Genomic DNA, 25,066 nt, shown 5'->3' on the forward strand with positions numbered 1-25,066 from the left:
GATGACGGGCCCGACACGGCGCTTGCCTCCCCGCGCCTGGACCGCCAGAACGCCGCCATGCTGCGCGTCCATGACCTCACCTACCGCATCGGCGATCGCCTGATCCTCGATTCCGCGAATTTCTCGATTCCCGAGGGCGCGCGGGTGGGCCTCGTCGGGCGCAACGGGGCCGGCAAGACCACGCTGTTCAAGGCGATCCTCGGCGACCTGCCGGTCGACGCGAAATCCGTTTCCCTGCCCAAGGGCATGCGGATCGGCGCGGTCGCCCAGGAAGCGCCGGCCGGCCCGGAAACCCTGCACGCCGTGGTCCTCGCGGCCGATACCGAGCGGTCCCGGCTGATGGCGGAGGCCGAGCACGCCGACGGCCTGCGGCGCGCCGAAATCGAGACCCGGCTCGTCGATATCGGCGCGCATTCGGCGCCGGCGCGCGCCGCCGCGATCCTGCACGGTCTGGGCTTCGACGCGGCCGCGCAGGCCCGGCCCTGCTCGGACTTCTCCGGCGGCTGGCGGATGCGCGTGGCGCTCGCCGCCGTGCTGTTCTCCGAGCCCGACCTGCTGCTCCTCGACGAGCCGACCAACTACCTCGACATCGAGGGGACGCTCTGGCTCTACGATTATCTCGAGCGCTACCCGCGCACCGCGATCATCATCAGCCACGACCGCGACCTGCTCGACACCAGCGTCGACCACATCCTGCATCTCGACCGGGGCAAGCTCACGATCTACCGCGGCGGCTATACCAGCTTCGCCAAGCAGCTCTCCGAGAAGCGCATGCTGCTCGCCAAGGCCAAGGTGAAGCAGGATGCCGAGCGGGCGCATCTTCAGAGCTTCATCGACCGGTTCAAGGCGAAGGCGACCAAGGCCCGTCAGGCCCAGTCGCGCGTGAAGCGGCTGGCCAAGATGGAGCCGATCGCGGCGCTGATCGAGGACGACGTGCCGGTGATCCACCTGCCGAGCCCGGAAAAGCCGCTGTCGCCGCCGATCGTCTCGATGGAGCGGGTCAAGGCCGGCTACGGCGACCGGGTCGTGCTGACCGGTCTCGACCTCAGCTTGGCGCCCGACGACCGGGTGGCGCTGCTCGGCGCCAACGGCAACGGCAAGTCGACCTTCTGCAAGCTGATCGGCGGCCGCCTCGGTCCGATCGCCGGCGAGGTCCGGCGGTCCTCCAAGATGGAGGTGGCGTATTTCGCCCAGCACCAGCTCGACGAATTGCGCCCCGCCGAGAGCGCCTACGCGCATGTCCGCACCCTGATGCCGGACGTGCCGGAGGCGAAGGTGCGCTCCGCCACCGCTCGGCTCGGGTTCGGCGCCAACAAGGCCGACACGCCGGTGGAGAAGCTTTCGGGTGGTGAGAAGGCACGGCTGCTCATGGGTCTTGCGGCCTTCCACGGCCCGCACCTGCTGATCCTCGACGAGCCGACCAACCACCTCGACATCGAGAGCCGCCAGGCCCTGGTGGAGGCGATCAACGACTACGAGGGCGCCGTCATCCTGGTGAGCCACGACCGGTTCCTGGTCGAGGCCTGCGCGGACCGGCTCTGGCTGGTGGCCGACGGCACCGTGAAAACCTTCGACGGCGACATGGACGATTACCGACGGTTCGTCCTGTCCGGCCCCGACCGCGAGGACGAGCGGGACGCCGAACCCGCGGGCGGCCAGAAGGCCGAGGCGCGCCGCGCCGGGGTCGAGCGCCGGGCGGCCCTCGCACCGCTGCGCAAGCGCCTGGAGGCGATCGAGGCGCGGATGGCCAAGCTCACCGCGGCGATCCAGAAGATCGACGCCGCGCTGGAGGACGGCACGGCCTTCCGGGAGAACGCCGCCAAGGCCGGCGAGATCGCCAAGATGCGTGCGGACGCCGCCAGCGCGCTGGCCGCCGCCGAGGAGGAATGGCTGAATGTGAGCGCCGAGATCGAGGCGGCTTAACCTGAGCGCATGCTTCGCGGACGCGCCGGGACGTCCGCTCCCGGACTGATCTCAGAACAGTCAGGGCCGAGGCCGCGCCATGCATGCGGGAACAGGCGCCCGCGCGCATGGCAAAGATCCGCGATCTCAACCGCGGCGAAGCGGATCGCGGGCGCCCATGGCGGTTGGCGCCGGGCAACCCGGCCGGCCACCGCTCACGGATCAAGCTCCGAAAGCCATCGCCTCAATCCGCCGACGCCGCTCGCGACAGGCCCGACCCGCGCCGACAGCGGGTCTTACCGCGGCGCGAACCACTGATCCGTTATCTTGGGCCAAACCGAAACAATCTTCTTGTTGTCGACGTTGATCCAGTGAATGTCCATACTCGGATGCGCGGACTTGAAGTCCTGATAATGCGTGTTGTTGCACATCAGATAGAAGCTGATCGCGCTCATCAGGCTGCTGTCGGCATGGGTGATGCTGTAGAGATACGCATCCCACTTCGCCGCCTCCTCGACGCAGCGGATCGCCTTGGTCTCGAGAGCTGCGGCGTTCGGGTCCGACGGACCCGCAGCATTCGCCCCACCGCCCTGCCCCTGCGAACTCGCAGCGACCGCCTCGTCCGCACTGACAACCGCGCCTGAATCGCCGGCGAGCGCGGGCGGCAGGGGAGCTGGGCCGCTCCCGACCTGCGTGCGCTCCCCCCAGCGCGGGAACGGCGCCATCATCTCCGGGGCGGGCGCACTCGTCTGGATGAGGGACAGGACGGCATCCGCCGTCTGCGTCGAGAGGGCGTGGGTCGACCGGGGATCCAGCGCAGCGGGCGCGGGGAGCGCACTGGCCATTACCGCAGCGACCCGCTCCGGCGTATCAACCTGTTGCGCCGTAACTACAGCCACAGGGGACGGCGCTACAGGACTCACAGCGAACATCTTACGCACTCCGCTCGATTGGCTCCACGCCATTCCACATCAGTTCGAACCTCGACGAATTCCATCCGTCCATCTGGTCTTCGTCAGATGCCGCTTCCGGCAATCATCGCTACGACATGCCGAATCCACAGACTGACGGCGTGGCGTTATCTTCCTCCCGGACTTCGAGCACGACTCATTCAGAGCTTTGGATAGGCTTGCCACGCTGCCAGCCACATCGGCTGGCAGCGCTCCAGTTCGACATCCGAAATACTGCGCACACGTCAACACATGGAGCCAAAGCGGCGAACATGCATCGGTATTTGCAATGCAGCAGACTTACAAAGCCGACTTTATCAATTTTGAAAATTTAGCGCCCACGCAACGTGAGCCGTCTCTTCCGAAGGCTATCATGGCCGGGAAGAGCTTGACCCGGCGTGTCATACTCCGGGCTTCGGAATAAACCCATTATGGCCTTGATCTGTCAACACGCTTGGCGGCCAAGCAACTGACACGAAAACTTACTGACAGGTGAGGCCGATATTCTGCCCGTTGGTTAGAAGGAACGCTGACGGCGCTTCATCATTGGGCAGATCGGACGATATTGATCACATCGGGCAATTGGCGCGGCATCTCCACTGTGTCGTAAAGTGCCGCGATGCCACAAGAATTTCACACTGCGGCGAGTCGCCGGCCCCGTGGGAGCGGCGAATCGCGATCGGACGGAGCTTTTTCGGGGGTTGACGCCGACGCAGCGGCGGCCCCGCTAGCGAATCGCCGACGGCCTCACGCGCGCGCCGGCGCGGCGGCCTGGGCGCGGCCCCGCCCGAGGCCGATAACCAGAAGGCAGCCCAACCCCGAGAGGATCACGAGCGGCAGCAAGCCCAGCGGGTAGCTACCGGTCGCGTCCTTGATCACACCGAGCAGGTAGGTGCCGACGAATCCGCCGATGTTGCCGATGGCGTTGATCTGCGCGATCCCGGCGGCCGCCGCGCCGGCCGAGAGCCATTCGGTCGAGAGCGCCCAGAACGGGCCCTTCACGGTGTAGGTCGCGGTAACGGCGAGGCACAGGATCAGGATCGTCGGCAGCAGCTGCGCGGTGGCGATCGAGGCCGCAAGGCTCAGCGCCAGCAGGCCGAGGGGTAGCGCCGTGTGCCAGACCCGCTCGCGCTTCCGGTCCGAGGAGCGGCCCCAGAGGATCATCAGCACCGAGGCGATCCCGAACGGGACCGAGTTCAGCAACCCAGTCTCCAGGTTCGTCAGCCCGAAGGATTTGATGATCTGCGGCTGCCAGAGCGACAGGCACTGGCTGGCGCCCGAGGCACCTGCATAGATGAGCGAGGCGGCCAGCACGTAGCGGTTGCGCATCACCTGCCAGACCGAGAGGTGCCGGGCCGGCGCCGCCTGGCCGTCGACCACCGAGGCGCGCTCGGCGGACAGACGATCCTGAAGCCAGGCGCGCTGCTGCGGGGCGAGCCAGCGTGCCTGAGCGGGCTCGTCGGGCAGGATCGCGAACGCGATGACGCCGAGCAGCACGGCCGGGAGCGCTTCGAGGATGAACAGCCACTGCCAGCCGCGGAAGCCGAGCATCCCGTCGGTGTTGAGGATCGCGGCCGAGATCGGCGAGCCGAGGAAGCTCGAGATCGGGATCGCCACCATGAACACGGCCACGATCCGCCCCCGATAGGCGCGGGGGAACCAGTAGGTCAGATAGAGGATCACGCCGGGAAAGAAGCCCGCCTCGGCAGCGCCGAGCAGCAACCGCACCGCGTAGAACGAGACGGGCCCGACCACGAAGGCCATGGCGGCCGAGACAAGGCCCCAGGTGATCATGATCCGGGCGATCCAGATCCGGGCGCCGAACCGCTCCATGGCGAGGTTGCTGGGCACCTCGCACAGCACGTAGGACACGTAGAACAGGCCGCCGCCCAGCCCGAACTGCGCTGCCGACAGGCCGATATCGTGGTTCATCTGCAACGCGGCGAAGCCGGCATTCACCCGGTCCACGAACGCGATGAAGTAAGCGAGCATCAGGAACGGCAGGATCCGCCAGGTGACCCTGCGCAACGTCGCCCGCTCGATCTCCGGCACCGCATCCGGCACGTTCGTGGGGGCCATCGTAATCCTCCGGGCTCGATCGATTCCGGCATGGAGGAGCGGCGCCCCAGTCACCAGTCCTGAAACACGACAACTTCGCTCGACTGTCATAGTCGGTCATCGCACTGGGTCGGCGGCGGGCGATACGCGCCAATAGCGGCCTGATCCCTGCCGGCGCGGTTTGCCCGCGGATCGCGGACATGCGAGAGAAGCCGCATGTTGACGGTCGATAGCCTTTGGCGCGTGCGGCACCGGCTCGCGCAGATCGGGAAGAAGCGGACGGGCTCGCCCCGCATCCTGGTGGTCGGAGTCTGCCAGGCGGGCTCCATGGCGAAGGTGCTGCGATACCTTCTGCCGGACGCGCAGGTGGATTTCGTCTCGGCCTTCACGGCGAACCGCCGCTTCCCGAAGCTCGTCGACCTGATGGCGCATGCCGACGGCTACGATCACGTCTATTCCAGCATCTACCTGCCGCGGTTCAAGGACGGCGGCACGATCGACCGTTTCCGGACCCACCCGAAGGTCCGGCTGATCCCGACCATCGTGTTCGGCGCCTACCATCCCGACCTGATCCATGTCGGCGTGCAGGATGCCGTCTCGCTCAACGGCCTCATCTCGGGGCCGATGGGGCATTCCCACTCGGCGATCACGCTCTACGCCTATCTGGCGGGCTTCTCGCAGGCGCAGGCTCTGCGCCTGTTCGCGGAGCCGGTCTTCGAGCGCCTGGGCTATTTCGACCTCTGGAACGAGTCGGTCTCCTACCTGCGCGGGCTCGGCGCCCAGGCGCAGTACGATCTCGACACGCACCTGACGCGCTGGGCGCGGCGGGGCTGCTTCATGCACTCGATCAACCACACGAAGCTGTACGTGGTGGCCGATCTCGCCCGCGGGCTCCTGACCAAGTCCGGCGTGCCCTATCCCGAATGCGACCTCGACGCGTTCGTGCCCGACGATCTCGGCGGCCAGGGCAGCTGGCCGGTCTATCCCGAGATCGCCGCGCATTACGGCGTTCCCGGAAGCGCCCTGTTCTTCAAGGCCGAGACGCGCCGCTCGGGCCCCGCACGCACCATGACCCGGGCGGAATTCGTGGCCGCGGCCTATGCGAATTACGACCGGCGCCCGCGCGAGGCCCTGGTTTCGCAGCGGGTCCAGGGCTGGCGCAACGATCCGGCCACGGTGGAGTTCTTCCGCGAGGCGGCGGGTCGAGAGATCAGCCCGATCCGCCCGGCCGAACGGGTACCCGCCCTGGCTTCGGGCAGCCTGGCCGGCCATACATCCTGATACGACGGCACATTCTCCCCTCTTCGGGCGCCTCGCGCTGTCCGGGCCGGGATCTACCGAGGTTTGGAGCCCGATGAGCCGTCAACCCCGCGAGAAGGGTCGCGCCGGTTCCTACGGGATCGCGGCTTTCCTGACCTTCCTCGGCTCGGCCGCCGGCCTGGTCGGGTGGAGCCGGTTCGCCGTGAACCGCCGCATGGACCTGCCCCCCGCCCTGCCCGGCCGGCTCGAGACGCTCGCGACCGAGCGTGCCGGCGCAATCGCGCTCTACGGTTCGCGCGAGCAGGAGGGCGTGCCGCTGCTCCTGATCCACTCGATCAACGCGGCTGCGAACGCCTATGAGGTCCGCCCGCTCTACAAGCATTATCGAGAGTCGCGTCCAGCCTATGCCCTCGACCTGCCGGGCTTCGGCTTCTCCGAACGCTCGCGCCGGCGCTACACGCCGCGCCTGATGGTCGAGGCGATCCATGCGGCTGTCGCCGAGATCCGCAGCCGGCATCGAGGCAGCGCGATCGACGCCATGGCGCTGTCGCTGTCGTGCTCCTACCTGGCTCGTGCCGCCGTGGAGCGGCCGGACGACTACCGCAGCCTCGGCCTGATCAGCCCGACGGGTTTCGACGCGCGGCTGTCCGGCGAGGGGCCGCCGGACAGTCACCGCGGCCGCGACGCCCTCCGCAATCTGCTCGACCGGCCGCCCTTCGGCCGGCCGCTGTTCGACGCCCTGGCCTCGCGGCCGAGCATGCGCTTCTTCCTGCAGAAGACGTTCGGCTCAAAGGACATCGACGAAGGCCTGTTCGCCTACGACCATGCCTCGGCGCACCAGCCCGGCGCCGAGCATGCCCCCTATTGCTTCATCGCCGGCCACCTGTTCCCGACGGATACGACGCGGCTCTACGAAGAGCTGCGCCTGCTGGTCTGGATGGTGCACGGACGCCGCGGCGACTTCGTTGATTACCGGTTGGCGCCCCGAGTCGCCGGCCGGCCGAACTGGCGCGTCTTCAGCCTGCCGACGGGCGCGTTTCCGCATTTCGAGCGGCTGGACGACGTCACCGCGGATTACGACGCGTTCCTGGAGGGCCTGAGCCCGGTCACGCCCCGGCCACAGGCGTGATCCGGTAGCGTAGCCACACGACGCCCCCCGGCAAGGGCTCGCAGGACGTCAGAGCGAGCTTGCACCGGCCACCCATGGAATCGGCCTCCTCCCCGGGGAAGTCGAACAGGGCCGGCGTGCCGGAGACGCCGTCGACGGCAGGCGCGAGCAGCAGGCTCAGTTCGTCGATGACGCCGGCCCTCAGCATCGAGCCGTTGATGCGGCCGCCGCCCTCGACCAGAAGCCGCTCGATCCCGAACAGCGCGCGCAGCTTGGCCAGCGCCAGCGCGAAATCGACCGTCTTCTCGCCCGCGAACAGGTAGGATTGGCCGCCGGCTCGGAGCGCCCGCAGATGCGCGTCCGGCACGGATTCCGTGAGCACGACCACGACGTGATCGCCCTCGATGTCGTTTCGCGCGCCCCAATCCAGGCGCCCCTGCGCGTCGAGGGCCACGGCGTAGCCTGACGCATCGCTCTTCGCGACGTGGTCATTCCGCGGAACCGGGTTCGCGTCGTCACCGACCGGCTCCGGCAGCGGAGCAGCGCTGTCGGCATAGCCCTGCATGGTGACCCGCCCGCACATCCAGGCGTCGCCGTTCAGTTCGCCGTGGACGCGTTCGTAGGGGCTGTCAGCGACGAGGGTCTTCCAGCGGCGGACCTTGATCCGGCCGTCGACTGAGGTGGTCATGTGGCAGATGACGTAGGGGCGCTGTGCGTCGGCCATGATTAATTCCGGATGGTGGGTCCGGCCGAAACGATAGGGGCGAGACGCCGTCCGGCAACGCGCGAGGGTGGATCCGGAATGTCACCGCAGCCACAGGCGGGCGCGCAGCCGGTCGATGAGGGTGGGGTTCAATTCCCGCCGCACCCGACGCTCGGCGAAGGCATCGACGGAGAACCGGTCGGTCGGCACGCGCCGCAGGAAGCGCTCGGCGATCTCGTAGACGACGAGGTCGGGCTTCACGGCGGCGACGTAGGCCCAGTCGATCTCCGCGGACCAGATCGCGTGGACCTCGCGAAAGCTCTCGGCCAGCATCGCGGTGAGGCGCGGTCCCTGGTCGAACACGTAGGAATCGCCGAACAGGACCACGCGCCTTGGATCCGCAGCCTCGGGGTTGCGCATCACGGCGCGCGACCCGACGAAGAAGCCGCCTCGGCCGGCGACGCGGCCGGTCTCGCGCAGCTGGACCAGCGCGTTGGCCTCGCTGCGCTGCGCGCGGCGTTGAAAGGCGTGGGCGAAATACGCTTCGTCCACCGGCGGCTTGAGCTTGCCGCCGAGGTCGAACACGAAGCGCGCGGTCTCGCCGGTCGCCGCGAGAACATGCTCGGCCGGGGTGACGCCGAGCGCGGCACAGAGCGCCCGATAGGCGGCGATGTAGCCCCGATGGTTCCAGTGCGTGTCGGTCTGCAGATAGACCGGCCCCTCGGCGCGCGCCGCCTGCAGGGGCCCGTAGAGATCGACCAGCCGGGCTTCCGTTCCGGATGCGAGGAGCCGGCCGAGCCGCAGGCCGGGCGGGTCGGCCAGGTTCGGGAACGGCCGGTCCAGCGTGTCCGCATGGATCGCGATCTTCTCCGGCACGATCGCGTGGACGTAGGTCGCGCCGAGCGCGCGCGTCCGCCGGACGCGGGTTTCGACCAGCCTTACCCAGCGGCGCAGCAGGCGGCGAGAGGCCGGGGAATCCGCATACAGATCGACCAGCTCATTGGTCCGGCCGACCCAGAAGAGCCATCCGTCCCGCCCGACCGCGATACCGCGCGCGCCTGTCTGCGACAAAGGTCCGCCATCTCCCGTGAACGCCTTGCGGCGGCGTCGAGACATGCCGCCCGCCGGGGCCGGACACAAGCGGGAAACACGGCGCTGCGGCGGCTTGGCGGTCTCTTCGGGGACGCGGGCGGGACCGGGACCCGAGATTCCCTACACGAGGTGGAGAAGGATGCCCCAGCACAAGACGGTGATCGTCGAGATCGCCGTCGAGAGCGCGACGATGAGGGATGCCGCCGCCACGTCGCTGCGCAATTGGGCCGCGAAGACCACGACATTGCCCGCGACCGGCAGGAGGCCGAGGAGGCGCACGGTGTTGAGGTTGTCCGGCGCGACGGGGGCTCCCAGAGCGGCGAACAGGCCGATGACGGCGATGATCGCGAAGACTGACGCGATGTGGCGCCAGATCACCAGCTGCAGCGTTCCGCGGATCGCGGCGGCGGTGAAGCGGACCTGACTGGCCCCCAGCCCGACCACCATCATGCCGCAACCCGACATCAGCAGGGTCACCACACGGAACGGTGCATCGGCGCCCGGCGGCAGCAGGTCGCGCAATCCGAGCGCCTGACCGGCAAGCCCGGCCCCGAACGCATACAGGGCCGGAGTCGTCGCGACCTTCCAGAGGCTCGTCGAAACCGAGAACCGGTCGCGCGCCACGAAGTAGAAGCCCACCGTGTTGCCGAAGATCAGCCCGCCGACATAGGCCATCACCAGGATCGGAAGGCTGTCGGCGCCGAACAGGGCCAGCCCGGTCGGGATCCCGAACCAGCCGATATTGGTGTAGCTGAAGGCGCAGAACGCCAGGCGGCGGGGAACGTCGGTCTTGCAGCGCGGCACGATCAGAGCCGCGCACAGCACCATGAGAGTGCTGAAGGCCATCGACAGGGCGACATTGCCGATCGCCGCGCCGACGTTCAGCGCCAAGGCGTTCTTGAACACGACCAGCGGGATCAGGACGTACATCAGCAGGCTGGAGAGGTGCCGGATCCAGTCGCGGCCCGACAGGCGGCCGACGCAGAACCCGGCGGCGATGGCGCCGTAGGCCGGGAGCATTCGCGAGATAAGATCACCGGTCAAATGTGCAGCTGCGTACATTTTCTATCGCTCTAATTTTTTGCGGTTTGCTGTATTTTTGACGGCTACGACCGAATATTATCGGTATTATCGGCTATTCAAATCGATGCGCGCAGTTCGACATCGTCGTTCACCGCGAATCGCTAGCAACAAGATCAGAGACCTATGCATCACGTCGAGGCCTGACCGCGTGACACGCCGTGTCGCGACTTTGCGCCCCCGCAGGCTCCCAGCCTGCCGTCGGCTCTCAGCCCGAAGATCGGCGATCACCGCCCAGACCGGGCCGTTTCACGCGACGGCCGGAGGTCCGCGACGGCGGTCCGCTCAAAGCCGGGTGCCGCCCGCATGGTGGACCGGCCCCATCCCGATCCTCTAAACGTGAGCGTGCCGCCCGGAGCGGCGACAGACTGTGGAATCCGATGATCGACCTGACGCTCGAGGCCGCCCGCAGCATCGTGGACACCGCCCTGCGCGAAGCCCGGACCCGCGGCCTGAAGCCGATGGCCGTCGTGGTCTACGACGCCCGGGGCGCGCTCAAATCCGTCGCCGTCGAGGACGGCACATCGCTGCGCCGGGCCGAGATCGCCAGCGGCAAGGCCAACGGCGCCCTGGCTTTGGGCCTCGGCTCCCGGGCGATCCATGCTCGGGCCGAAGCGCAGCCCTATTTCGTCGCCGCGGTGAGCCACGTCGCCGGCCCGGCCGCGCTCGTGCCGGTCCCCGGCGGCGTGCTGATCCGCTCCCGCGAAGGTCGGCTGCTCGGCGCAGTCGGGATTTCCGGCGACACCTCCGACAACGACGAGATCTGCGCGGTGGCGGGGATCGAGGCGGCCGGCCTGGTGCCCGAGACCGGCGCCTGAGGATGGCGATCCGCCGGCGCGCGTGGCTGGCCGGCGCCGCCGCCCTCGCGGCCGTGCGGCCCGCTCATGCCGGCGAAGCCGGGCTCTACCGGCGCGGCAACGACGCCGATCCCGAGACCCTCGACCCGCACCGCTCGTCCACGGTGGCGGAGGCGCATATCCTCCGGGACTTGTTCGACGGACTGGTCACGTACGACAATCACGGGACGATCATCCCGGGCGCCGCGCGATCCTGGACCGTCTCCGAGGACGGCCTGACCTTCCGGTTCGACCTGCGCCCCGACGGGCGCTGGTCGACCGGCGAACCGGTGACCGCCGACGATTTCGTCTACGCGTTCCGCCGCATCCTCGCCCCGGCCACGGGGGCGAAGTACGCCGAGATCCTGTTCCCGATCCGCGGGGCGGCGGGGGTCAATCGCGGGCAGACCGGAGACGACGCTCTCGGGGCCATCGCGGAGGGGCCGCTCCGGCTCTTGATCACCCTCGAACAGCCGACGCCCTACTTCCTCGAGCTTCTGACCCACCAGACCGCCGTGCCGGTGCACCGGGCCTCGGTCGAGCGCTACGGCGACGCCTTCACCCGGCCGGGCAACTTCGTGACCAACGGCCCCTATCGGTTGGTCGACCGGGTGCCGGGCGGCGGCATCACCCTGGAGATCAATCCGCACCATCCCGACGCGGGCGCGATCGCAATCCGGCGCGTCGCCTTCCTGCCCATGTCGGACATGGCGAGCGCCGTCCGGCGCTTCGCAGCGGGGGAGCTCGACTCGCTGTCCGATCTGCCGGTCGACCAGATCGCCGACCTGCGCCGCCGCTTCGGGACCCAGGTGGTTCTCGGCCCGTCGCTCGGCCTCGAAGTCCTGGTCGTCAACACCCACAAGGCCCCCTTTTCGGACCGGAGGGTTCGCCGGGCCCTGTCGTTGCTCATCGACCGCGAATACCTGGCCGACGGGCTCTACGGCGGCACCATGAGCCCGGCCTACTCCATCTGCCCGCCGGGCATCGACAATTACCGCACGCCCCCCGAGACGGAGGGTCGGCAGGGCCTGCCGATCGATCACGAGGCCGAGGCGCGCCGCCTGCTGGCGGAGGCGGGCTTCGGCCCGGGACGGCCGCTGCGTGTGGAGTACCGGTTCAACGTCAGCGACAACAACCGCAACACCGCCGTGGCAATCGCCGAGATGTGGCGCGACCTCGGGATCGAGACCCGGTTCGTCTACACCGATGCCAAGACCCATTTCGCGTATCTGCGCGACGGCGGCGCCTTCGATGTCGCCCGCTACGCCTGGATCGCCGACTATTCGGACCCGCAGAATTTCCTGTTCCTGCTCCAGACGGGCAATGACGGGCTGAATGCCGGCCGCTGGTCGAACACGGACTATGACGCGTTGCTGGCCAGGGCCGGCTCGGAACGCGATCTCGGGCACCGTGCCGACCTGATGTACGAAGCCGAGACGATCGCGTTGCGTGAACTCCCCTGGATCCCGCTGATGCATTACCGGTCGAAGGCGCTGATCGCGCCGCGGCTGCACGGCTACACACCGAACGTCCGCAACGCCGCGCCGACCCGCTTCCTGAGGCTCGACGCGTGATCCGCTTCATCCTGCGGCGGCTCGCGCAATCGGTACCGACGCTGTTCGCGGTCGTGGCCGTCAGCTTCTTCCTGATGCGGCTCGCGCCCGGCGGCCCGTTCGATCTGGAACGTCCCCTGGCGCCGGCCGCCATGGAGAACCTGCGCCGGGTCTACGGCCTGGACCAGCCGCTGATCGTGCAGTTCGGCCGCTATCTCGCGGCTTTGGCGCGGGGCGATCTCGGGCCGTCCTTCTCGTTCCGCGACATGAGCGTCCTCGACCTGATCGCCCGGGGCCTGCCGGTTTCGGCGACGCTGGGGGCGCTGGCCCTGGCGTTGGCCGCCTGTCTAGGTGTCGGGCTCGGGACCGTGGCGGCGCTCCGGCGGGGCGGTGCCCTCGACCGGCTGCTCGGCCTCGGGGCGGCGCTGACCCTGTCGCTGCCGAGCTTCGTCGTGGCGCCGCTCCTGCAAATCGTCTTCGGGCTGACCCTGCGCTGGTTGCCGCTCAGCGGCTGGGAGGGCGGCGCGCCGAGCCACCTGGTCCTGCCGGTGGTGACCCTGGCGCTGCCGCAGGTCGGCGCGCTGGCCCGGCTGACGCGGGCCTCCCTCGGGGAAGTCCTGCGCACCCAGCCGGTGCGGACCATGCGCAGCCTCGGCCTGCCGCCGGCGCGCATCACCCGGCACGCCCTGCGCGGCGCGCTCCTGCCGGTGGTGGCCTACCTGGCGCCCCTGGCGGCGGCGCTGCTGACCGGATCCGTGGTGGTCGAGACGATCTTCGGCCTGCCCGGGATCGGGCGCTACTTCGTCGAGGGCGCGCTCAACCGCGACTACACGCTGGTGATGGGCACCGTCCTGCTGGTGGCGGCCCTGGTGATCGCCCTCAACCTGATCGCCGACCTCGCCTGCGCCTGGCTCGATCCGCGCCTGCGGCGTGCCGCATGAGGGCTGGCGATTTCATGGCCGGGCCGGCTGCCCGGACTTTGTCCCGCCTCGCCCGCCAGCGCGTCGCGATGGCCTCCCTGGCCGTGCTGATCGTGATTGCCCTGGCCTGCCTGTTCGGTCCGGGGCTGACCGGACACGATCCGACGCGCGCCTATCCGGATCTGCGCCAGCTCCCGGCCGGCCTGGCGGCGCAGCCCGATCCCGACCGTCTGCGCCAGGCCCTGGAACGCCTCGCCTTCCGGATGCGCGCCCGCCTCGACGACGTCGCCCGCGATGGCGACGCGCTGCGGCTCACGCTGAGCGCCGAGGCGGGGGTGGACCGGCGCAGCCTCGTCTACCTGCCGCGCTCCGACCTGTTCGGGGAGCCGCAGGTGATCGCCGACCCGGAGGGCGGCCACCGTCTCGTCGTGGCGGTGCCGGTGCGGCACCTGTATTTTCCGCTCGGCACCGACGTGCATGGGCGCGACCTGCTCACCCGCTGCCTCGTGGCCGGACGGGTCTCGCTGCTGATCGGGCTCACCGCCACGCTTGTCGCGCTGCTCATCGGCGTCGGCTACGGCGCCACTGCCGGCTTCATCGGCGGCGCCGTGGACGCCGTGATGATGCGGCTGGTCGACGTGCTCTACGCCCTGCCCTTCGTGTTCTTCGTCATCCTGCTGCTGGTGTTCTTCCGGGCGAGCCTCACGCTGATGCTGGTGGTAATCGGCGCCGTTGAATGGCTCGACATGGCCCGCATCGTCCGGGCGCAGACCCTGTCGTTGCGCGAGCGCGACTTCGTCCGCTCCGCCCGCGCCCTCGGGCTCGGCACGCCCCGCATCATCCTGCGCCACATCGTGCCGAACACGTTCGGGCCGGTGGCGGTGGCCGCCACTCTGCTGGTGCCGCAGGTGATCCTGCTGGAGAGCTTTCTCTCCTTCCTCGGGCTCGGCGTTCAGGAGCCGCAGACGAGCTGGGGCGTCCTCATCGCCGAGGGCGCCCGATCGATCGAGTCGGCCCCGCATATGCTGGCCGGCCCGGCCGCCTTCCTGATCGCCACCCTGGTCGCGCTGACGCTGCTCGGCGACGGCCTCGCCGATGCCCTCGACCCGCGGTCCGACTAGAATCAGCCCAGCACCCGGATCGGGGAACCGGCGAGATACGCCTCGATATCCTCCACGGCCTGGGTGAAGAACGTGCGGTAATTGTCGCGCGTGACGTAGCCGACATGCGGCAGCGCCAGGACGTTCGGCAGGCGCCGGAACGGGCTGTCGGCCGGCAGCGGCTCGGTCTCGAACACGTCGAGCCCCGCCCCAGCGATCCGGCCCTCCTCCAGGGCCCGGACCAGGGCGGATTGATCGACGATCGGCGCGCGTGACGTGTTCACCAGGATGGCGCTCGACCGCATTCGGCGCAGCTCCGCATCGCCGAGAAGCCCGCGCGTCCGGTCGCCGAGCACCAGATGGATGGAGACGACGTCGCTAGCTTCCAGCAAGTCCTCCTTGGTTTCGGCACGTTCGACCCCGGCGGCGGCGGCCCGGGCGTCGTCCAGGTTCGGGCTCCAGGCGATCACCCGCATGCCGAAAGCCCGGCCGATCCCGGCGACCCGCGTGCCGATCTTGCCCAACCCGAGGAGGCCGAGCGTCGCCCCGGCGAGATCGGTCCCGACCGTGCTCTGCCACGGTCCTCCGTCCCGCAGGTTCCTGTTCTCGAGCGGCAGATGGCGGGCAAGGCCGAGGATCAACGCCCAGGTCAGCTCGGTCGGCGGGGTCGGGCTCGATTCCGTGCCGCAGACCGTGACGCCGCGCGCCAGCGCCGCCGCCACGTCGATCGCGAGGTTGCGCATGCCGCTGGTGACCAGCAGCTTCAGCCGCGGCAGCCGCTTCAGCAGAGCCTCCGGGAAGGGCGTGCGCTCGCGCATGATCACCAGGATCTCGGCCTGATCGATCCTGGAAACCAGGGCGTCCCGATCCGCGATGTGATCGGTCATGGACGAGACCGCGACCCGGTCGGACAGGCGCGCCCAGTCGGCGAGGCTGAGCGCGGCGTCCTGGTAATCGTCGAGGATCAGGCAGGTTTGCACGGCGGTCTCGCTTGAGGGCTACGGCTCGCAACGCTCTTGACGAGCGCCGTGTTCGTTGAGGTTCGGCCTCAAGTCCGCGAGGCAAAAAACGCGCTGGGTCGGTCGCCTCCCGGCACGGACGACGCTGCGTGCGTGTGGTGAATCCTCACCCGACCGCCGCCAGCGCCTCGAACGCCGCCGTGACCCCGGCCGCGCCCGGATCCTCCACGCCGGCGAGATCCGCAGCCGCGAGGTAGCTCGACCGGCCGGTCGCGGCCCGGTCCATCCGGGCCGTGGCGGCGGCACCCGCGCGGGCCGCTGCGGCGGCGGCGGCGAGCCCGCCGGATTTCAAGGCGTCGAGCGCGGGGATCAGAGCGTCGAGCATCGTGCGGTCGCCGGGGCCGGCGCCGCCGTAATCCCGCACCCGGGCCACACCCTGGGCCAGGGCATCGGGCCAGGCGGCCCCGCCCGAGAGCGATGCCGCGGTGGCGGCGAAGAAGATCGAGGCGAGCACGCCGCTCGAACCGCCGACCGCGCGGCCGATCCGTTCGGCGAGCGCGCGGCACAGGGCGGGCGGATCGGCCTGCGGCAGCCGGTCGAGATCCGCCTCGACCGCCCGGGCCGCGCCCGCGAAGGTCGTGCCGGTGTCGCCGTCGCCGACCTTCGCGTCGAGGGCGTTGAGCGCGCCCTCGGCGGCGATGAGCGCCCGCGCCACGGCGGCGATCCGGGCGCCCGCCACGGCATCGCGCGACGGCGCGAAGGTCTCGCCAGCCAGCCCTTCGGGAAGCGGGCGCAGGACCGGCGGCGCGATGCGCGTTGCGCCGGGCCAAGCCGGCATGGGTACCGGGGCGAGCAACGCCGCTTCGAGCGCGTCGTCCAGCGGCAGGATCGATAGCGAGGCGCCGTGCATGTCGAGGGCGGTCATCAGCGGCGCCGGGCCGAGGAGGAGGCGCACCCGGCGTCCAAGCTCCGTGGCCATGACAGCCTGGGTCAGGACCTGCATCTCCAGGGCCGTGGCCGAGCCGAGATTGTTGACCAGCAAGGCCAGCGGCCCGGCGCCCGAAAGGCGCTCGGTCATCAGCCGTGCCAGATCGCCCGCCTTGGGAAGCGCGATCCGCTCGACCCCCGGTTCGCCATGGATGCCGAGGCCGAGCTCGGCCTGACCCTCGGCAAGGCGCTCGCTGCGCGGCGAGCCCGGGATCGTGGCGGTCGAGACTGCGATGCCGAGCGACTGGGCCGAGGCCGCGACCCGCCGGGCCAGGGCCGCCACCGTCTCCAGCGGCGCGCCCGCCTCCGCGGCATGGCCCGCGATCTTGTGTACGAACAGGGTGCCGGCCACGCCCCGGGGCTGCTTGGCCTCCGGCAGGGCGATGTCGTCGGCCACGATCACGGTCTCGACCTTCTTGCCGAGCGCCCGGGCGCGTTCGGCCGCGAGGCCGAAATTCAGCCGATCGCCCGCGTAGTTCTTGATGATCAGCAGGCACCCGGCCGGCCCGGTCACCGCCAGGATGCCGGCCAGCACCGCATCGACGCTGGGCGAGGCGAAGACGTCGCCGCAGACCGCCGCGCTCAGCATGCCCGGCCCGACGAAGCCCGCATGGGCCGGCTCGTGGCCGGACCCGCCGCCCGAGATCACCGCGACCTTGCCGGGATCCAGTTCGGACCGCAGCACGACGCGGATTCCCGGATCGCCGTCGAGCCGCGCGAGGTGACCGCCGCCGGCGGCCAGAAGCCCCGCGATGGCGTCCGTGACCAGGCTGGCGCGGGTCTCGATGAAATGGGCCATGGCGTGACCTTCTGCGATCTCCGTTGGCAGCGCTCGCTGCGCGGTCTCACAGCGGATTGTCTGGGCAATCGTGGCCGGCGGCGCAACGGCCGCCGCCGGGTTTCCCACGCCCCGAAGCCGCGCGGGCTATTCCTTCACGGCGCCGGTGAGCGCGGAGACGTAATACTCGACGAAGAACGAGTAGAGGATCACCAGCGGCAGGGAGCCGAGCAGGGCGCCGGCCATGAGCGAGCCCCACTTGTAGACGTCGCCGTCCACGAACTCGCTGACCACCGCGATCGGCACGGTCTTGTTCTGGGTCGAGGACAGGAAGGTCAGCGCGTAGATGAACTCGTTCCAGCACAGCGTCAGCGAGAAGATCCCGGCCGAGATCAGGCCCGGGAAGGCCAGCGGCAGGATGATCTTGGTCAGGATCTGCCAGCGGCTCGCGCCGTCCATCAGCGCGCATTCCTCCAGCTCGTAGGGAATCGTCTTGAAGTAACCCATCAGGAGCCAGGTCGAGAACGGGATCAGGATCGTCGGATAGGCCAGGATCAGGGCGATCGGCGAGTCGAACAGGCCGTAGGCCTGGACGATCGTGGCAAGCGGGATGAACAGGATCGAGGGCGGCACGAGGTAGGCGAGGAAGATCGCGGCGCCGACCCAGCCCGCACCGTTGAAGCGGATCCGCACGCAGGCATAGGCGGCCAGAACGCTGGCAAACAGCGAGAGCACGGTGGCGGCCACGGACACGTACATCGTGTTCCAGAGCCAACGCGGATACTGCGTCTCGAACAGCAGCTTGTTGATGTGCTTGAACGTCGGCTCGACCACCCAGAACGGGTTGAACCGCTCCATGTCGATCAGCTGCTCGTCCGGTTTGATCGCCGTCAGCGCCATCCAGTAGAACGGGAACAGCAGCACCACGAGGATGATCAGGAGCGGCAGGTAGGTGGTCACGAGCCGCCGCGGCAGACGCTCGAGATAGGCCATCCCCTCGCTGTCGTCGGTGAGCCCGGCCGGGCGCGCGGCGATGACGGGCGCGAGGCGCGGGTCGGCATGGGCGGGTGGAGCGGGCGCGCTCATCGGTCGGTTCCCCCGGATTGCCAGGCCCGGCGCTGCAGGCCGAACCACGAGATGCCGATCGCGGCGAGCAGGAACGGCACCATCGCGGTGGCGATCGCCGCGCCCTCGCCCAGCGTCCCGGAGAGGATGCCGCGCTGATACGACAGGGTCGCCATCAGGTGCGTGGCGTTGACCGGGCCGCCCCGGGTCATCGCCCAGATCAGCTGGAAGTCGGTGAAGGTGAACAGCACCGAGAAGGTCATCACCACGGCAATGATCGGCGTCAGCAGCGGCAGGGTGATGCGCGAGAAGATCTGCCAGTTCGAGGCGCCGTCCAGCGTCGCGGCCTCGTAGAGCGAGGGCGAGACCGTCTGCAGACCGGCGAGCAGCGTGATCGCGATGAACGGCACGCCGCGCCAGATATTGGCGAAGATCACGCAGGCCCGCGCCATGCTGGGCTCACCGAGGAAGTCGATGTTGCCGTCGATGATGCCGAGATGGCGCAGCGACCACGAGATGATCGAGAACTGGCTGTCGAAGATCCACCAGAACGCGATCGCCGACAGGACGGTGGGCACGACGAACGGGATCAGCACGATCGACCGGATGATCGACTTGAACGGCATGTTCTTGTTCAGCAGCAGCGCCAGGTAGAGGCCGACGCCGAACTTCACCACCGAGGCCACCACCGTGTACAGGCAGGTGTTGAACACCGAGAGCCAGAACACGTCGTCGTCCCAGAGCCAAGTGTAGTTCTCCAGGCCGATGAAGACGCCCTCCCGGCCGATCCGGGTGTTGGTGAAGGACAGCCAGATGCCCTTCAGCAGCGGATAGGCGAGGAACAGGCCGAGGATCAGCGCGGTCGGCAGCATGAACCAGAAGCCCGCCCAGCCGCGGCTCGCGCGCAGGCGCTGCCAGGCCGAGCGGGTCGGCATCGCCAGCGGGGCGGGCTGTGTCAGGGCCGTATGCGCCATGGATTCGCCTCGGGGTCATGGCCGCGGGCAAGCCCCGCGGCCCACCGCGTTCAGGTGTTGCGGAAGATGCGCTGGGCGGCGCGCTCGGCGTTGCGGATCGCGGTCTTCACGTCCTCGCGGCCGGTACAGTGGCTGGCGAACATGTCGACCACCACGAAGTCGGCCAGGACCGCGGCGACGCGCTCGCTGACGGGCGCCAGGCCGCCGGCCGCCCGCGAACGCCGTCCGGCTTCGGCGAAGACCGCGTTCTTCGGATCGCTCGTCCAGATCGGGTTCTTCGGGTAGTTCGACAGCGGCTCGCACAGGTAGCCCTGCGCGGCTTCCAGCCAGGGATTGTAGTTCGACGCCTCCATCATGAAACTGATGAAGGCCTTACAGGCATTGGGCGCCTTCGAGTATTTGAACGCCAGGATCGGGAAGGCGAGCTGGAACTCGGTCGGCTTGCCGGCCGGGCCGATCGGCCAGACCGCGTGGTCCATATCCTCGGCGAGCTTCGGGTTGTCCTTCTTGGCGGCGGCGTAGATCGAGATGCCGTTATGCGTCAGGTAGAGGTCGCCCGCCAGGAACGCCTTGTTGTTGGAGGAATCGTTCCAGGACACGGTGCCCGGCACGAAGGTCTCGTACATCGCCTTGACGTATTCCAGCGCCTTGGCGGTCTCCGGCGAGTTGATGACGATCTTCTCGTTGGCGTCGACCAGGTTGGCGCCGTGGGACCAGAGCGCCCAGTGGCACCAGGTGTTGGCGTCGCCGGTGGCGTGCCCGAGGGCGAAGCCCGCGGGCGTGTTGTTCTTCTTGAGCGCCCGGCACAGTTCGAGGAAGCCGGCGGTATCCTCGGGGAACTTGCTGAACCCGGCCTTCTGCATCGCCGAGATGCGGTAGTTCGGATAGCCGCCGTTGAAGCCGACCGGGATCGCGATCCACTTGCCCTTGACCTTGCCGTAGGCCTCCGCCGACGGGAACCAGGGGCCGTATTTCTTGGCCAGCGACTCCGCGACATCCTCCAGCGGCAGGCACTTGTCGGGGAAGAGAGCCGGGAACGAGAACAGGCCCCAGACCATGTCGGGCCCCTGCCCGGTATTGGCGGCGACGGAGGCCTTGGGCTGGATGTCGTCGAAGGATTCGTTGGTCACCGACACCTTGACGCCGGTCGCCTTGGTGAAGGCGTCGACCATCCGCAGGAACGCCTCGTCCTCGCTGGGGATGAAGCGCTTCCAGCGCAGGATCGACAGGCTGGCGCCGGGCTCCGGTTTCCACTCGGCGGTCTGGGCCCAGGCCCGGGCGAAGCCGAGAAGGTCGGCGCCGGCGGCGAGGCCGGTCGCGGCGGCCCCCGTCAGGAGGGAACGGCGGTCGAGTTTGGGCATCGTGGCGTCACTCCCTGGATGGATCGGCCCGCCGGGAACGAAGCGGGTCCGGCTCGGCGACGGGGATCGGGTGCGGTCAGGTCGGCAGGCGCCGGCCCGTCTCGGCATCGAAGAAGTGCACGCGGTTCGGCCGCAGGTGGACGGTCTCGCCCGGCCCCTCGCTCACGCGCTCGCGCAGCACGCAGGTGAAGTCCTGGCCCTGGGCCCGCACCGCCAGCATCGTCTCGGAGCCCGTCGGCTCGACCACGACGACCTCGGCGGCGATCCCATCGGGTGCCAGGTCGAAATGCTCCGGCCGCATCCCGAGGACCAGCTTGCGGCCCTCGACGCCCGCCGGTGCTTGAATCAGGGGAATGATCAGCCCCGTGTCGGCGGCGAAGACCAAGTGGCCGTTCCGCCGGACCGTCCCGCTCACGAAATTCATCGCCGGGGACCCGATGAAGCCGGCCACGAACAGGTTGTCGGGCCGGTCGTAGAGTTCCAGCGGCGGGCCGATCTGCTCGACCACGCCGTCATGCATCACCACGATCCGGTCGGCCATGGTCATGGCCTCGATCTGGTCGTGGGTGACGTAGATGGTCGTGGTTTTCAGGCGCTGGTGCAGCTCCTTGATCTCGGTGCGCATCGCCACGCGCAGCTTCGCGTCGAGATTCGAGAGCGGCTCGTCGAACAGGAAGACCTGCGGGTCGCGCACGATCGCCCGGCCCATGGCCACGCGCTGGCGTTGCCCGCCGGAGAGCTGCCGCGGATAGCGGTCGAGGAGATGGGTCAGCCCGAGGATCTGCGCCGCCTTGCTGACGCGCTCGTCGATCTCGGCGGCCCGCGCCTTCCGGATCCGCATCGAGAACGCCATGTTCTCGCGCACCGTGAGGTGCGGATAGAGGGCGTAGTTCTGGAACACCATGGCGATGTCCCGCTCCTTGGGCGGAACATCATTGACGACGCGCTCGCCGATACGGATCTCGCCGCCGGAGATATTCTCCAAGCCGGCAATCATCCGGAGCAAGGTCGATTTTCCGCAGCCCGAAGGCCCGACCAGGATCACGAACTCCCCGTCCCGGATGTCCACGGACACGCCGTGCAGGACGTTCGTCGACCCGAAAGCCTTGCGGACCTCGCGGATTCCCACCGAGGCCATGCTTCCTCCCAATCAGGGACGCTCTGACGGCGACTCCTGTCCAAACAGTACAATAGAGCCCCTGCCGGAAAGCAAGTCGGCAGGACCTGAATTTTGAATCATATCGTGCTTCTGTCAGCCGCTTTCCCGTGTGAAGCTGGAGGGCGGGGACGACGGGTGACGACACCGCCGGCATGAAACATCCTGCCGGGGCCCGAATCGACAGCGGGTGCTAAAGCGGCCCGTATCGGCCCCGCTGAGCCGGGCCTTCCGGCAGGGACCGGCGGGACGTGGCGCAGCGATAAGCCCTGACGCATGAGGACAGCATGGCATTATCCGGACTGACCGCCCGCGAGATCCTGCCCGACGATGCCGGTCGCGGGGCGCTGGTCGGGCGGGTGTGGCGCCCGGATGTTGGGGGTCCGAGCGTGGTGGCGATCCGCGCGGCTTCGGACGGCGATCTGCGGGCGATCGACGTCACCGCCCGGTTCGCGACGGTCAGCGACCTGTGCGAGACACCGGACGCGGCCGCCGCGCTGCGGGCCGCCGAGGGCGCGGATCTCGGAAGCCTCGACGCGATCGTGGCCAACACCCCGCCGGACGGCCGCGATCCCGGGCGGCCGTGGCTGCTCGCCCCGGTGGATCTCCAGGCGCTGAAGGCCGCCGGCGTCACCTTCGCGACCTCCATGCTGGAGCGCGTCATCGAGGAGCGGGCCCGGGGCGATCTCGCGGCCGCCGCAGCGATCCGTGCCGAGGTCGAGCGCCTGGTTGGCCGCGACCTGCGCCGGCTGAAACCCGGCTCGCCCGAGGCGATGGCACTGAAGGACGTGCTGGTCGCCCAGGGCGCCTGGAGCCAGTATCTCGAAGTCGGGATCGGGCCGGACGCTGAGATCTTCACCAAGGCGCAGCCGCTCTCGGCGGTGGGTTGCGGCGCCGATGCCGGGCTTCATCCGGATTCGCACTGGAACAACCCGGAGCCCGAAGTCGCCCTGGCGGTGTCGTCCAAGCAAGCGATCGTCGGGGCGACGCTCGCCAACGACGTGAACCTGCGCGATTTCGAGGGCCGGTCGGCGCTGCTCCTCGGCAAGGCGAAGGACAACAACGCCTCCTGCGCCCTGGGCCCGTTCCTGCGGCTGTTCGACGAGACCTTCACCCTGGACGATATCCGGCGCACCACCGTGACCCTTGAAGTGACCGGCACCGACGGGTTCCGGATGGAGGGCACCTCGCCGCTCGCCGAGATCAGCCGCGACCCGGAGGAGCTGGTCGGCGCCCTGATGGGGCGCACGCACGATTATCCGGACGGGGCGATCCTGCTGCTCGGCACGATGTTCGCGCCGATCCAGGACCGGCACGGGCCGGGGCTCGGCTTCACCCATGTCGAGAACGACCGTGTCGTCGTGGCGAGCCCGGAACTCGGCCGGCTGGTCAACCGGATGCGCCCCTGCGATGCCTGCGAGCCCTGGACGTTCGGCGCCCGCGCGCTGATGCGCAACCTCGCGGCCCGCGGGCTTTTGTGACAGAGGCTCGCGTTAAAACCGCCTGCCCGACGTGGCGCCCGCCGCAGAGACCGAGCCGATGACAGCCGCCGATTCCCTCCTCGCGCGTCTCACCGACATCGTCGGGCCGTCCGGCCTGGTCACCGGCGAGGAGCTGCGCGGCCGGTCCGCGAACTGGACCCGGCCGACCGAGCCCTGCGCGGCGCGCGCCCTCGTCCGGCCGCGCGATACCGCGGAGACCAGCGCCGTGATGGCGGCCTGCCACGCGGCGGGGGTCGCCATCGTGCCGCGCGGCGGCGCCACCGGGCTTGTCGACGGGACCCTGTGCTCTCCGGACGAGATCACGCTCTCCACCGAGCGGATGACCGCGATCGAGTCGGTCGATCCGCTGGGCATGACCGTCGTGGTCGGCACCGGCGCAACCATCGAGAGCGTGCAGAACGCCGCCACGGAGAGCGGCCTGTTCTTCCCCCTCGATCTCGGCGCCCGCGGCTCGGCCACGATCGGCGGCGCGATCTCGACCAATGCCGGCGGGCTGCGGGTGCTGCGCTACGGCATGATGCGCGAGATGGTTCTGGGGCTGGAAGCGGTGCTGGCCGACGGCACGGTGGTCTCGTCCATGCGGCCGCTGATCAAGAACAACACCGGGCTCGACCTGAAGCAGATCTTCATCGGCACCGAGGGGACGCTCGGGATCGTCACCCGCGCGGTCCTGCGCCTGCGCCCGGAGCCGGCCGGCTACGCCACCGCGCTGATCGCCTGCCCGGGGGTCGATGACGGGGCCCGGGTCCTGCGCGCCGCCCAGAGCGCGTTCCAGGGGCGGGTCTCGTCCTTCGAGGGCCTGTGGCCGGACTTCTACCGGCTGATGACCGCCCCCGGGCGGGCGACGCCGCCGCTGGGCTACGATTACCCGTTCTACGCGATCATCGAGGTCGAGTGCGTGCCCGAGGAATCCGACCGGTTCCTCGGCCTGCTCGAAGGCCTGATGGGCGAGGGCACGATCCTCGACGCGGCCGTGGCCTCGTCGGAGGAGCAGCGCCGGGGGATGTGGCGCATCCGCGACCGGGTCGAGCACCTGAACGCCGACGGGATCGAGCGCGCCTTCGACGTCAGCGTGCCGCTCTCGAAGATGGATGGCTACGTTCGCGGGGCGCTGGACGGTCTCGCGGCGATCCCCGGCTGCCGGGCCGTCGTCTACGGGCATATCGGCGACAACAATTTGCACTGGAACACCACCCGCCTCGACGCCGCCGGCAACGCCGCCATCGACGCCGCGATCTACGCGCCGCTCGCCGAGCTGAACGGCTCGGTCTCGGCCGAGCACGGCATCGGCCTGGAGAAGCGCGGCAAGCTGCCCCTGTCACGCTCCCCGGAGGAGATCGGCGCCATGCGTCTGGTCAAGCGCGCGCTCGACCCGCACAACCGGCTGAACCCGGGCAAGATTTTCTGAAAGCCAGTTCGATGGCGGCGATTCGGCTGGCGGTCCGCCTCACGCCGCGCGGCGGACGCGATGCGGCGGATGGCTGGTCGCGAGACGAGAAAGGCCAGCCCTACCTCAAGGCGCGGGTTTCCGCGCCGCCGGTCGATGGCGCCGCCAATGCGGCGCTGGAAAAGTTGATCGCCAAAGCGCTCAAGATCGGCCGCAGCTCGGTTCGGATCGCCGCCGGCGACCAGAGCCGGCTGAAGATTCTGGAGATCGACGGTATCACCCAGGCCGATCTTGACCGTGTATTCGGCTCACCCGATTAAAAGACGGGCCGGGAT

21 protein-coding genes are annotated in these 25,066 nt (G+C 69.3%); 10 read left to right on the plus strand and 11 right to left on the minus strand.

What is annotated here, in order from left to right:
* Positions 1–57: 57 nt before the first annotated feature.
* Complete coding sequence (locus BMZ47_RS11240) at positions 58–1,923, plus strand: ABC-F family ATP-binding cassette domain-containing protein (protein ID WP_091862096.1); 1,866 nt, start codon at positions 58–60, stop codon at positions 1,921–1,923.
* Between the two features lie 275 nt (positions 1,924–2,198).
* On the opposite strand, the gene BMZ47_RS11245 is transcribed toward BMZ47_RS11240, so the two are convergent.
* The gene (locus tag BMZ47_RS11245; RefSeq protein WP_091861948.1) at positions 2,199–2,747 is read right to left on the minus strand and encodes a hypothetical protein; all 549 of its coding nucleotides are present in this window, start codon (positions 2,745–2,747) and stop codon (positions 2,199–2,201) included.
* Positions 2,748–3,599: 852 nt separating this feature from the next.
* Positions 3,600–4,931, minus strand: coding sequence for an MFS transporter (locus BMZ47_RS11250; RefSeq protein WP_091861951.1), 1,332 nt, complete (start codon positions 4,929–4,931; stop codon positions 3,600–3,602).
* Between the two features lie 195 nt (positions 4,932–5,126).
* Between BMZ47_RS11250 and BMZ47_RS11255 the strand changes: the two genes are divergently transcribed.
* Both BMZ47_RS11255 and BMZ47_RS11260 read left to right on the plus strand, forming a co-directional pair.
* Entirely contained in the window at positions 5,127–6,191 is a 1,065-nt protein-coding gene (locus BMZ47_RS11255; protein ID WP_007562129.1) for a WcbI family polysaccharide biosynthesis putative acetyltransferase, read from the plus strand.
* Between the two features lie 73 nt (positions 6,192–6,264).
* Complete coding sequence (locus BMZ47_RS11260) at positions 6,265–7,299, plus strand: alpha/beta fold hydrolase (protein WP_091861954.1); 1,035 nt, start codon at positions 6,265–6,267, stop codon at positions 7,297–7,299.
* On the opposite strand, the gene BMZ47_RS11265 is transcribed toward BMZ47_RS11260, so the two are convergent.
* From BMZ47_RS11265 to BMZ47_RS11275, 3 genes are all read right to left on the minus strand, one after another.
* The gene (locus BMZ47_RS11265; RefSeq protein ID WP_091861957.1) at positions 7,277–8,002 is read right to left on the minus strand and encodes a dihydrofolate reductase family protein; all 726 of its coding nucleotides are present in this window, start codon (positions 8,000–8,002) and stop codon (positions 7,277–7,279) included. The two genes, BMZ47_RS11260 and BMZ47_RS11265, sit on opposite strands and share 23 nt — an antisense overlap.
* 81 nt (positions 8,003–8,083) lie before the next feature.
* Positions 8,084–9,052 (minus strand): alginate O-acetyltransferase AlgX-related protein, encoded by a 969-nt coding sequence (locus BMZ47_RS11270; RefSeq protein ID WP_244536792.1) that lies wholly within the window; start codon positions 9,050–9,052, stop codon positions 8,084–8,086.
* Between the two features lie 141 nt (positions 9,053–9,193).
* Positions 9,194–10,093 carry an AEC family transporter gene (locus tag BMZ47_RS11275; protein ID WP_091861959.1) on the minus strand — a complete coding sequence of 300 codons (900 nt, stop codon included), beginning with the start codon at positions 10,091–10,093 and terminating at the stop codon, positions 9,194–9,196.
* A 440-nt stretch (positions 10,094–10,533) separates the two neighbouring features.
* On the opposite strand from BMZ47_RS11275, the gene BMZ47_RS11280 reads away from it, so the two are divergent.
* From BMZ47_RS11280 to BMZ47_RS11295, 4 genes are read left to right on the plus strand one after another with little or no spacing between them, the layout of a single operon-like run.
* Positions 10,534–10,971: a GlcG/HbpS family heme-binding protein gene (locus BMZ47_RS11280; RefSeq protein WP_091861962.1), complete on the plus strand. Its 438-nt coding sequence runs from the start codon at positions 10,534–10,536 to the stop codon at positions 10,969–10,971.
* A 2-nt stretch (positions 10,972–10,973) separates the two neighbouring features.
* Positions 10,974–12,563, plus strand: coding sequence for a peptide ABC transporter substrate-binding protein (locus BMZ47_RS11285; RefSeq protein WP_091861966.1), 1,590 nt, complete (start codon positions 10,974–10,976; stop codon positions 12,561–12,563).
* Positions 12,560–13,483 carry an ABC transporter permease gene (locus BMZ47_RS11290; protein ID WP_091861969.1) on the plus strand — a complete coding sequence of 308 codons (924 nt, stop codon included), beginning with the start codon at positions 12,560–12,562 and terminating at the stop codon, positions 13,481–13,483. Before BMZ47_RS11285 ends, BMZ47_RS11290 begins: the two co-directional genes overlap by 4 nt.
* Positions 13,480–14,583, plus strand: a complete 1,104-nt coding sequence (locus BMZ47_RS11295; protein WP_244536793.1) for an ABC transporter permease — start codon at positions 13,480–13,482, stop codon at positions 14,581–14,583. Before BMZ47_RS11290 ends, BMZ47_RS11295 begins: the two co-directional genes overlap by 4 nt.
* 2 nt (positions 14,584–14,585) lie before the next feature.
* Here the strand turns inward: BMZ47_RS11295 and BMZ47_RS11300 are convergent, their stop codons facing one another.
* The 6 genes from BMZ47_RS11300 to BMZ47_RS11325 all read right to left on the minus strand — a co-directional run bounded on the left by BMZ47_RS11300 (position 14,586) and on the right by BMZ47_RS11325 (position 21,824).
* Positions 14,586–15,542 carry a D-2-hydroxyacid dehydrogenase family protein gene (locus BMZ47_RS11300; RefSeq protein WP_208601038.1) on the minus strand — a complete coding sequence of 319 codons (957 nt, stop codon included), beginning with the start codon at positions 15,540–15,542 and terminating at the stop codon, positions 14,586–14,588.
* A 145-nt stretch (positions 15,543–15,687) separates the two neighbouring features.
* Complete coding sequence (locus tag BMZ47_RS11305; RefSeq protein WP_091861976.1) at positions 15,688–17,307, minus strand: dihydroxyacetone kinase subunit DhaK; 1,620 nt, start codon at positions 17,305–17,307, stop codon at positions 15,688–15,690.
* A gap of 126 nt (positions 17,308–17,433) precedes the next feature.
* Positions 17,434–18,372: a carbohydrate ABC transporter permease gene (locus tag BMZ47_RS11310; RefSeq protein ID WP_050734497.1), complete on the minus strand. Its 939-nt coding sequence runs from the start codon at positions 18,370–18,372 to the stop codon at positions 17,434–17,436.
* Positions 18,369–19,325 carry a carbohydrate ABC transporter permease gene (locus BMZ47_RS11315; protein ID WP_050734498.1) on the minus strand — a complete coding sequence of 319 codons (957 nt, stop codon included), beginning with the start codon at positions 19,323–19,325 and terminating at the stop codon, positions 18,369–18,371. Before BMZ47_RS11315 ends, BMZ47_RS11310 begins: the two co-directional genes overlap by 4 nt.
* Before the next feature lie 50 nt (positions 19,326–19,375).
* A complete protein-coding gene (locus BMZ47_RS11320) occupies positions 19,376–20,686 on the minus strand; it encodes an ABC transporter substrate-binding protein (RefSeq protein WP_007562102.1) in 1,311 nt (436 codons plus the stop codon).
* A 76-nt stretch (positions 20,687–20,762) separates the two neighbouring features.
* The gene (locus BMZ47_RS11325; RefSeq protein WP_091861980.1) at positions 20,763–21,824 is read right to left on the minus strand and encodes an ABC transporter ATP-binding protein; all 1,062 of its coding nucleotides are present in this window, start codon (positions 21,822–21,824) and stop codon (positions 20,763–20,765) included.
* 305 nt (positions 21,825–22,129) lie between these two features.
* On the opposite strand from BMZ47_RS11325, the gene BMZ47_RS11330 reads away from it, so the two are divergent.
* Genes BMZ47_RS11330 through BMZ47_RS11340 form a run of 3 tightly spaced genes read left to right on the plus strand, consistent with a single transcriptional unit; the run spans position 22,130 to position 25,051 of the window.
* Positions 22,130–23,323 carry a fumarylacetoacetate hydrolase family protein gene (locus BMZ47_RS11330; RefSeq protein WP_091861983.1) on the plus strand — a complete coding sequence of 398 codons (1,194 nt, stop codon included), beginning with the start codon at positions 22,130–22,132 and terminating at the stop codon, positions 23,321–23,323.
* A 58-nt stretch (positions 23,324–23,381) separates the two neighbouring features.
* Positions 23,382–24,752 carry an FAD-binding oxidoreductase gene (locus BMZ47_RS11335; protein ID WP_091861986.1) on the plus strand — a complete coding sequence of 457 codons (1,371 nt, stop codon included), beginning with the start codon at positions 23,382–23,384 and terminating at the stop codon, positions 24,750–24,752.
* An 11-nt stretch (positions 24,753–24,763) separates the two neighbouring features.
* Positions 24,764–25,051 carry a DUF167 family protein gene (locus tag BMZ47_RS11340; RefSeq protein WP_091861989.1) on the plus strand — a complete coding sequence of 96 codons (288 nt, stop codon included), beginning with the start codon at positions 24,764–24,766 and terminating at the stop codon, positions 25,049–25,051.
* Positions 25,052–25,066: the final 15 nt, after the last annotated feature.

The organism is Methylobacterium brachiatum, assembly GCF_900113845.1.
Lineage (GTDB): Bacteria > Pseudomonadota > Alphaproteobacteria > Rhizobiales > Beijerinckiaceae > Methylobacterium > Methylobacterium brachiatum.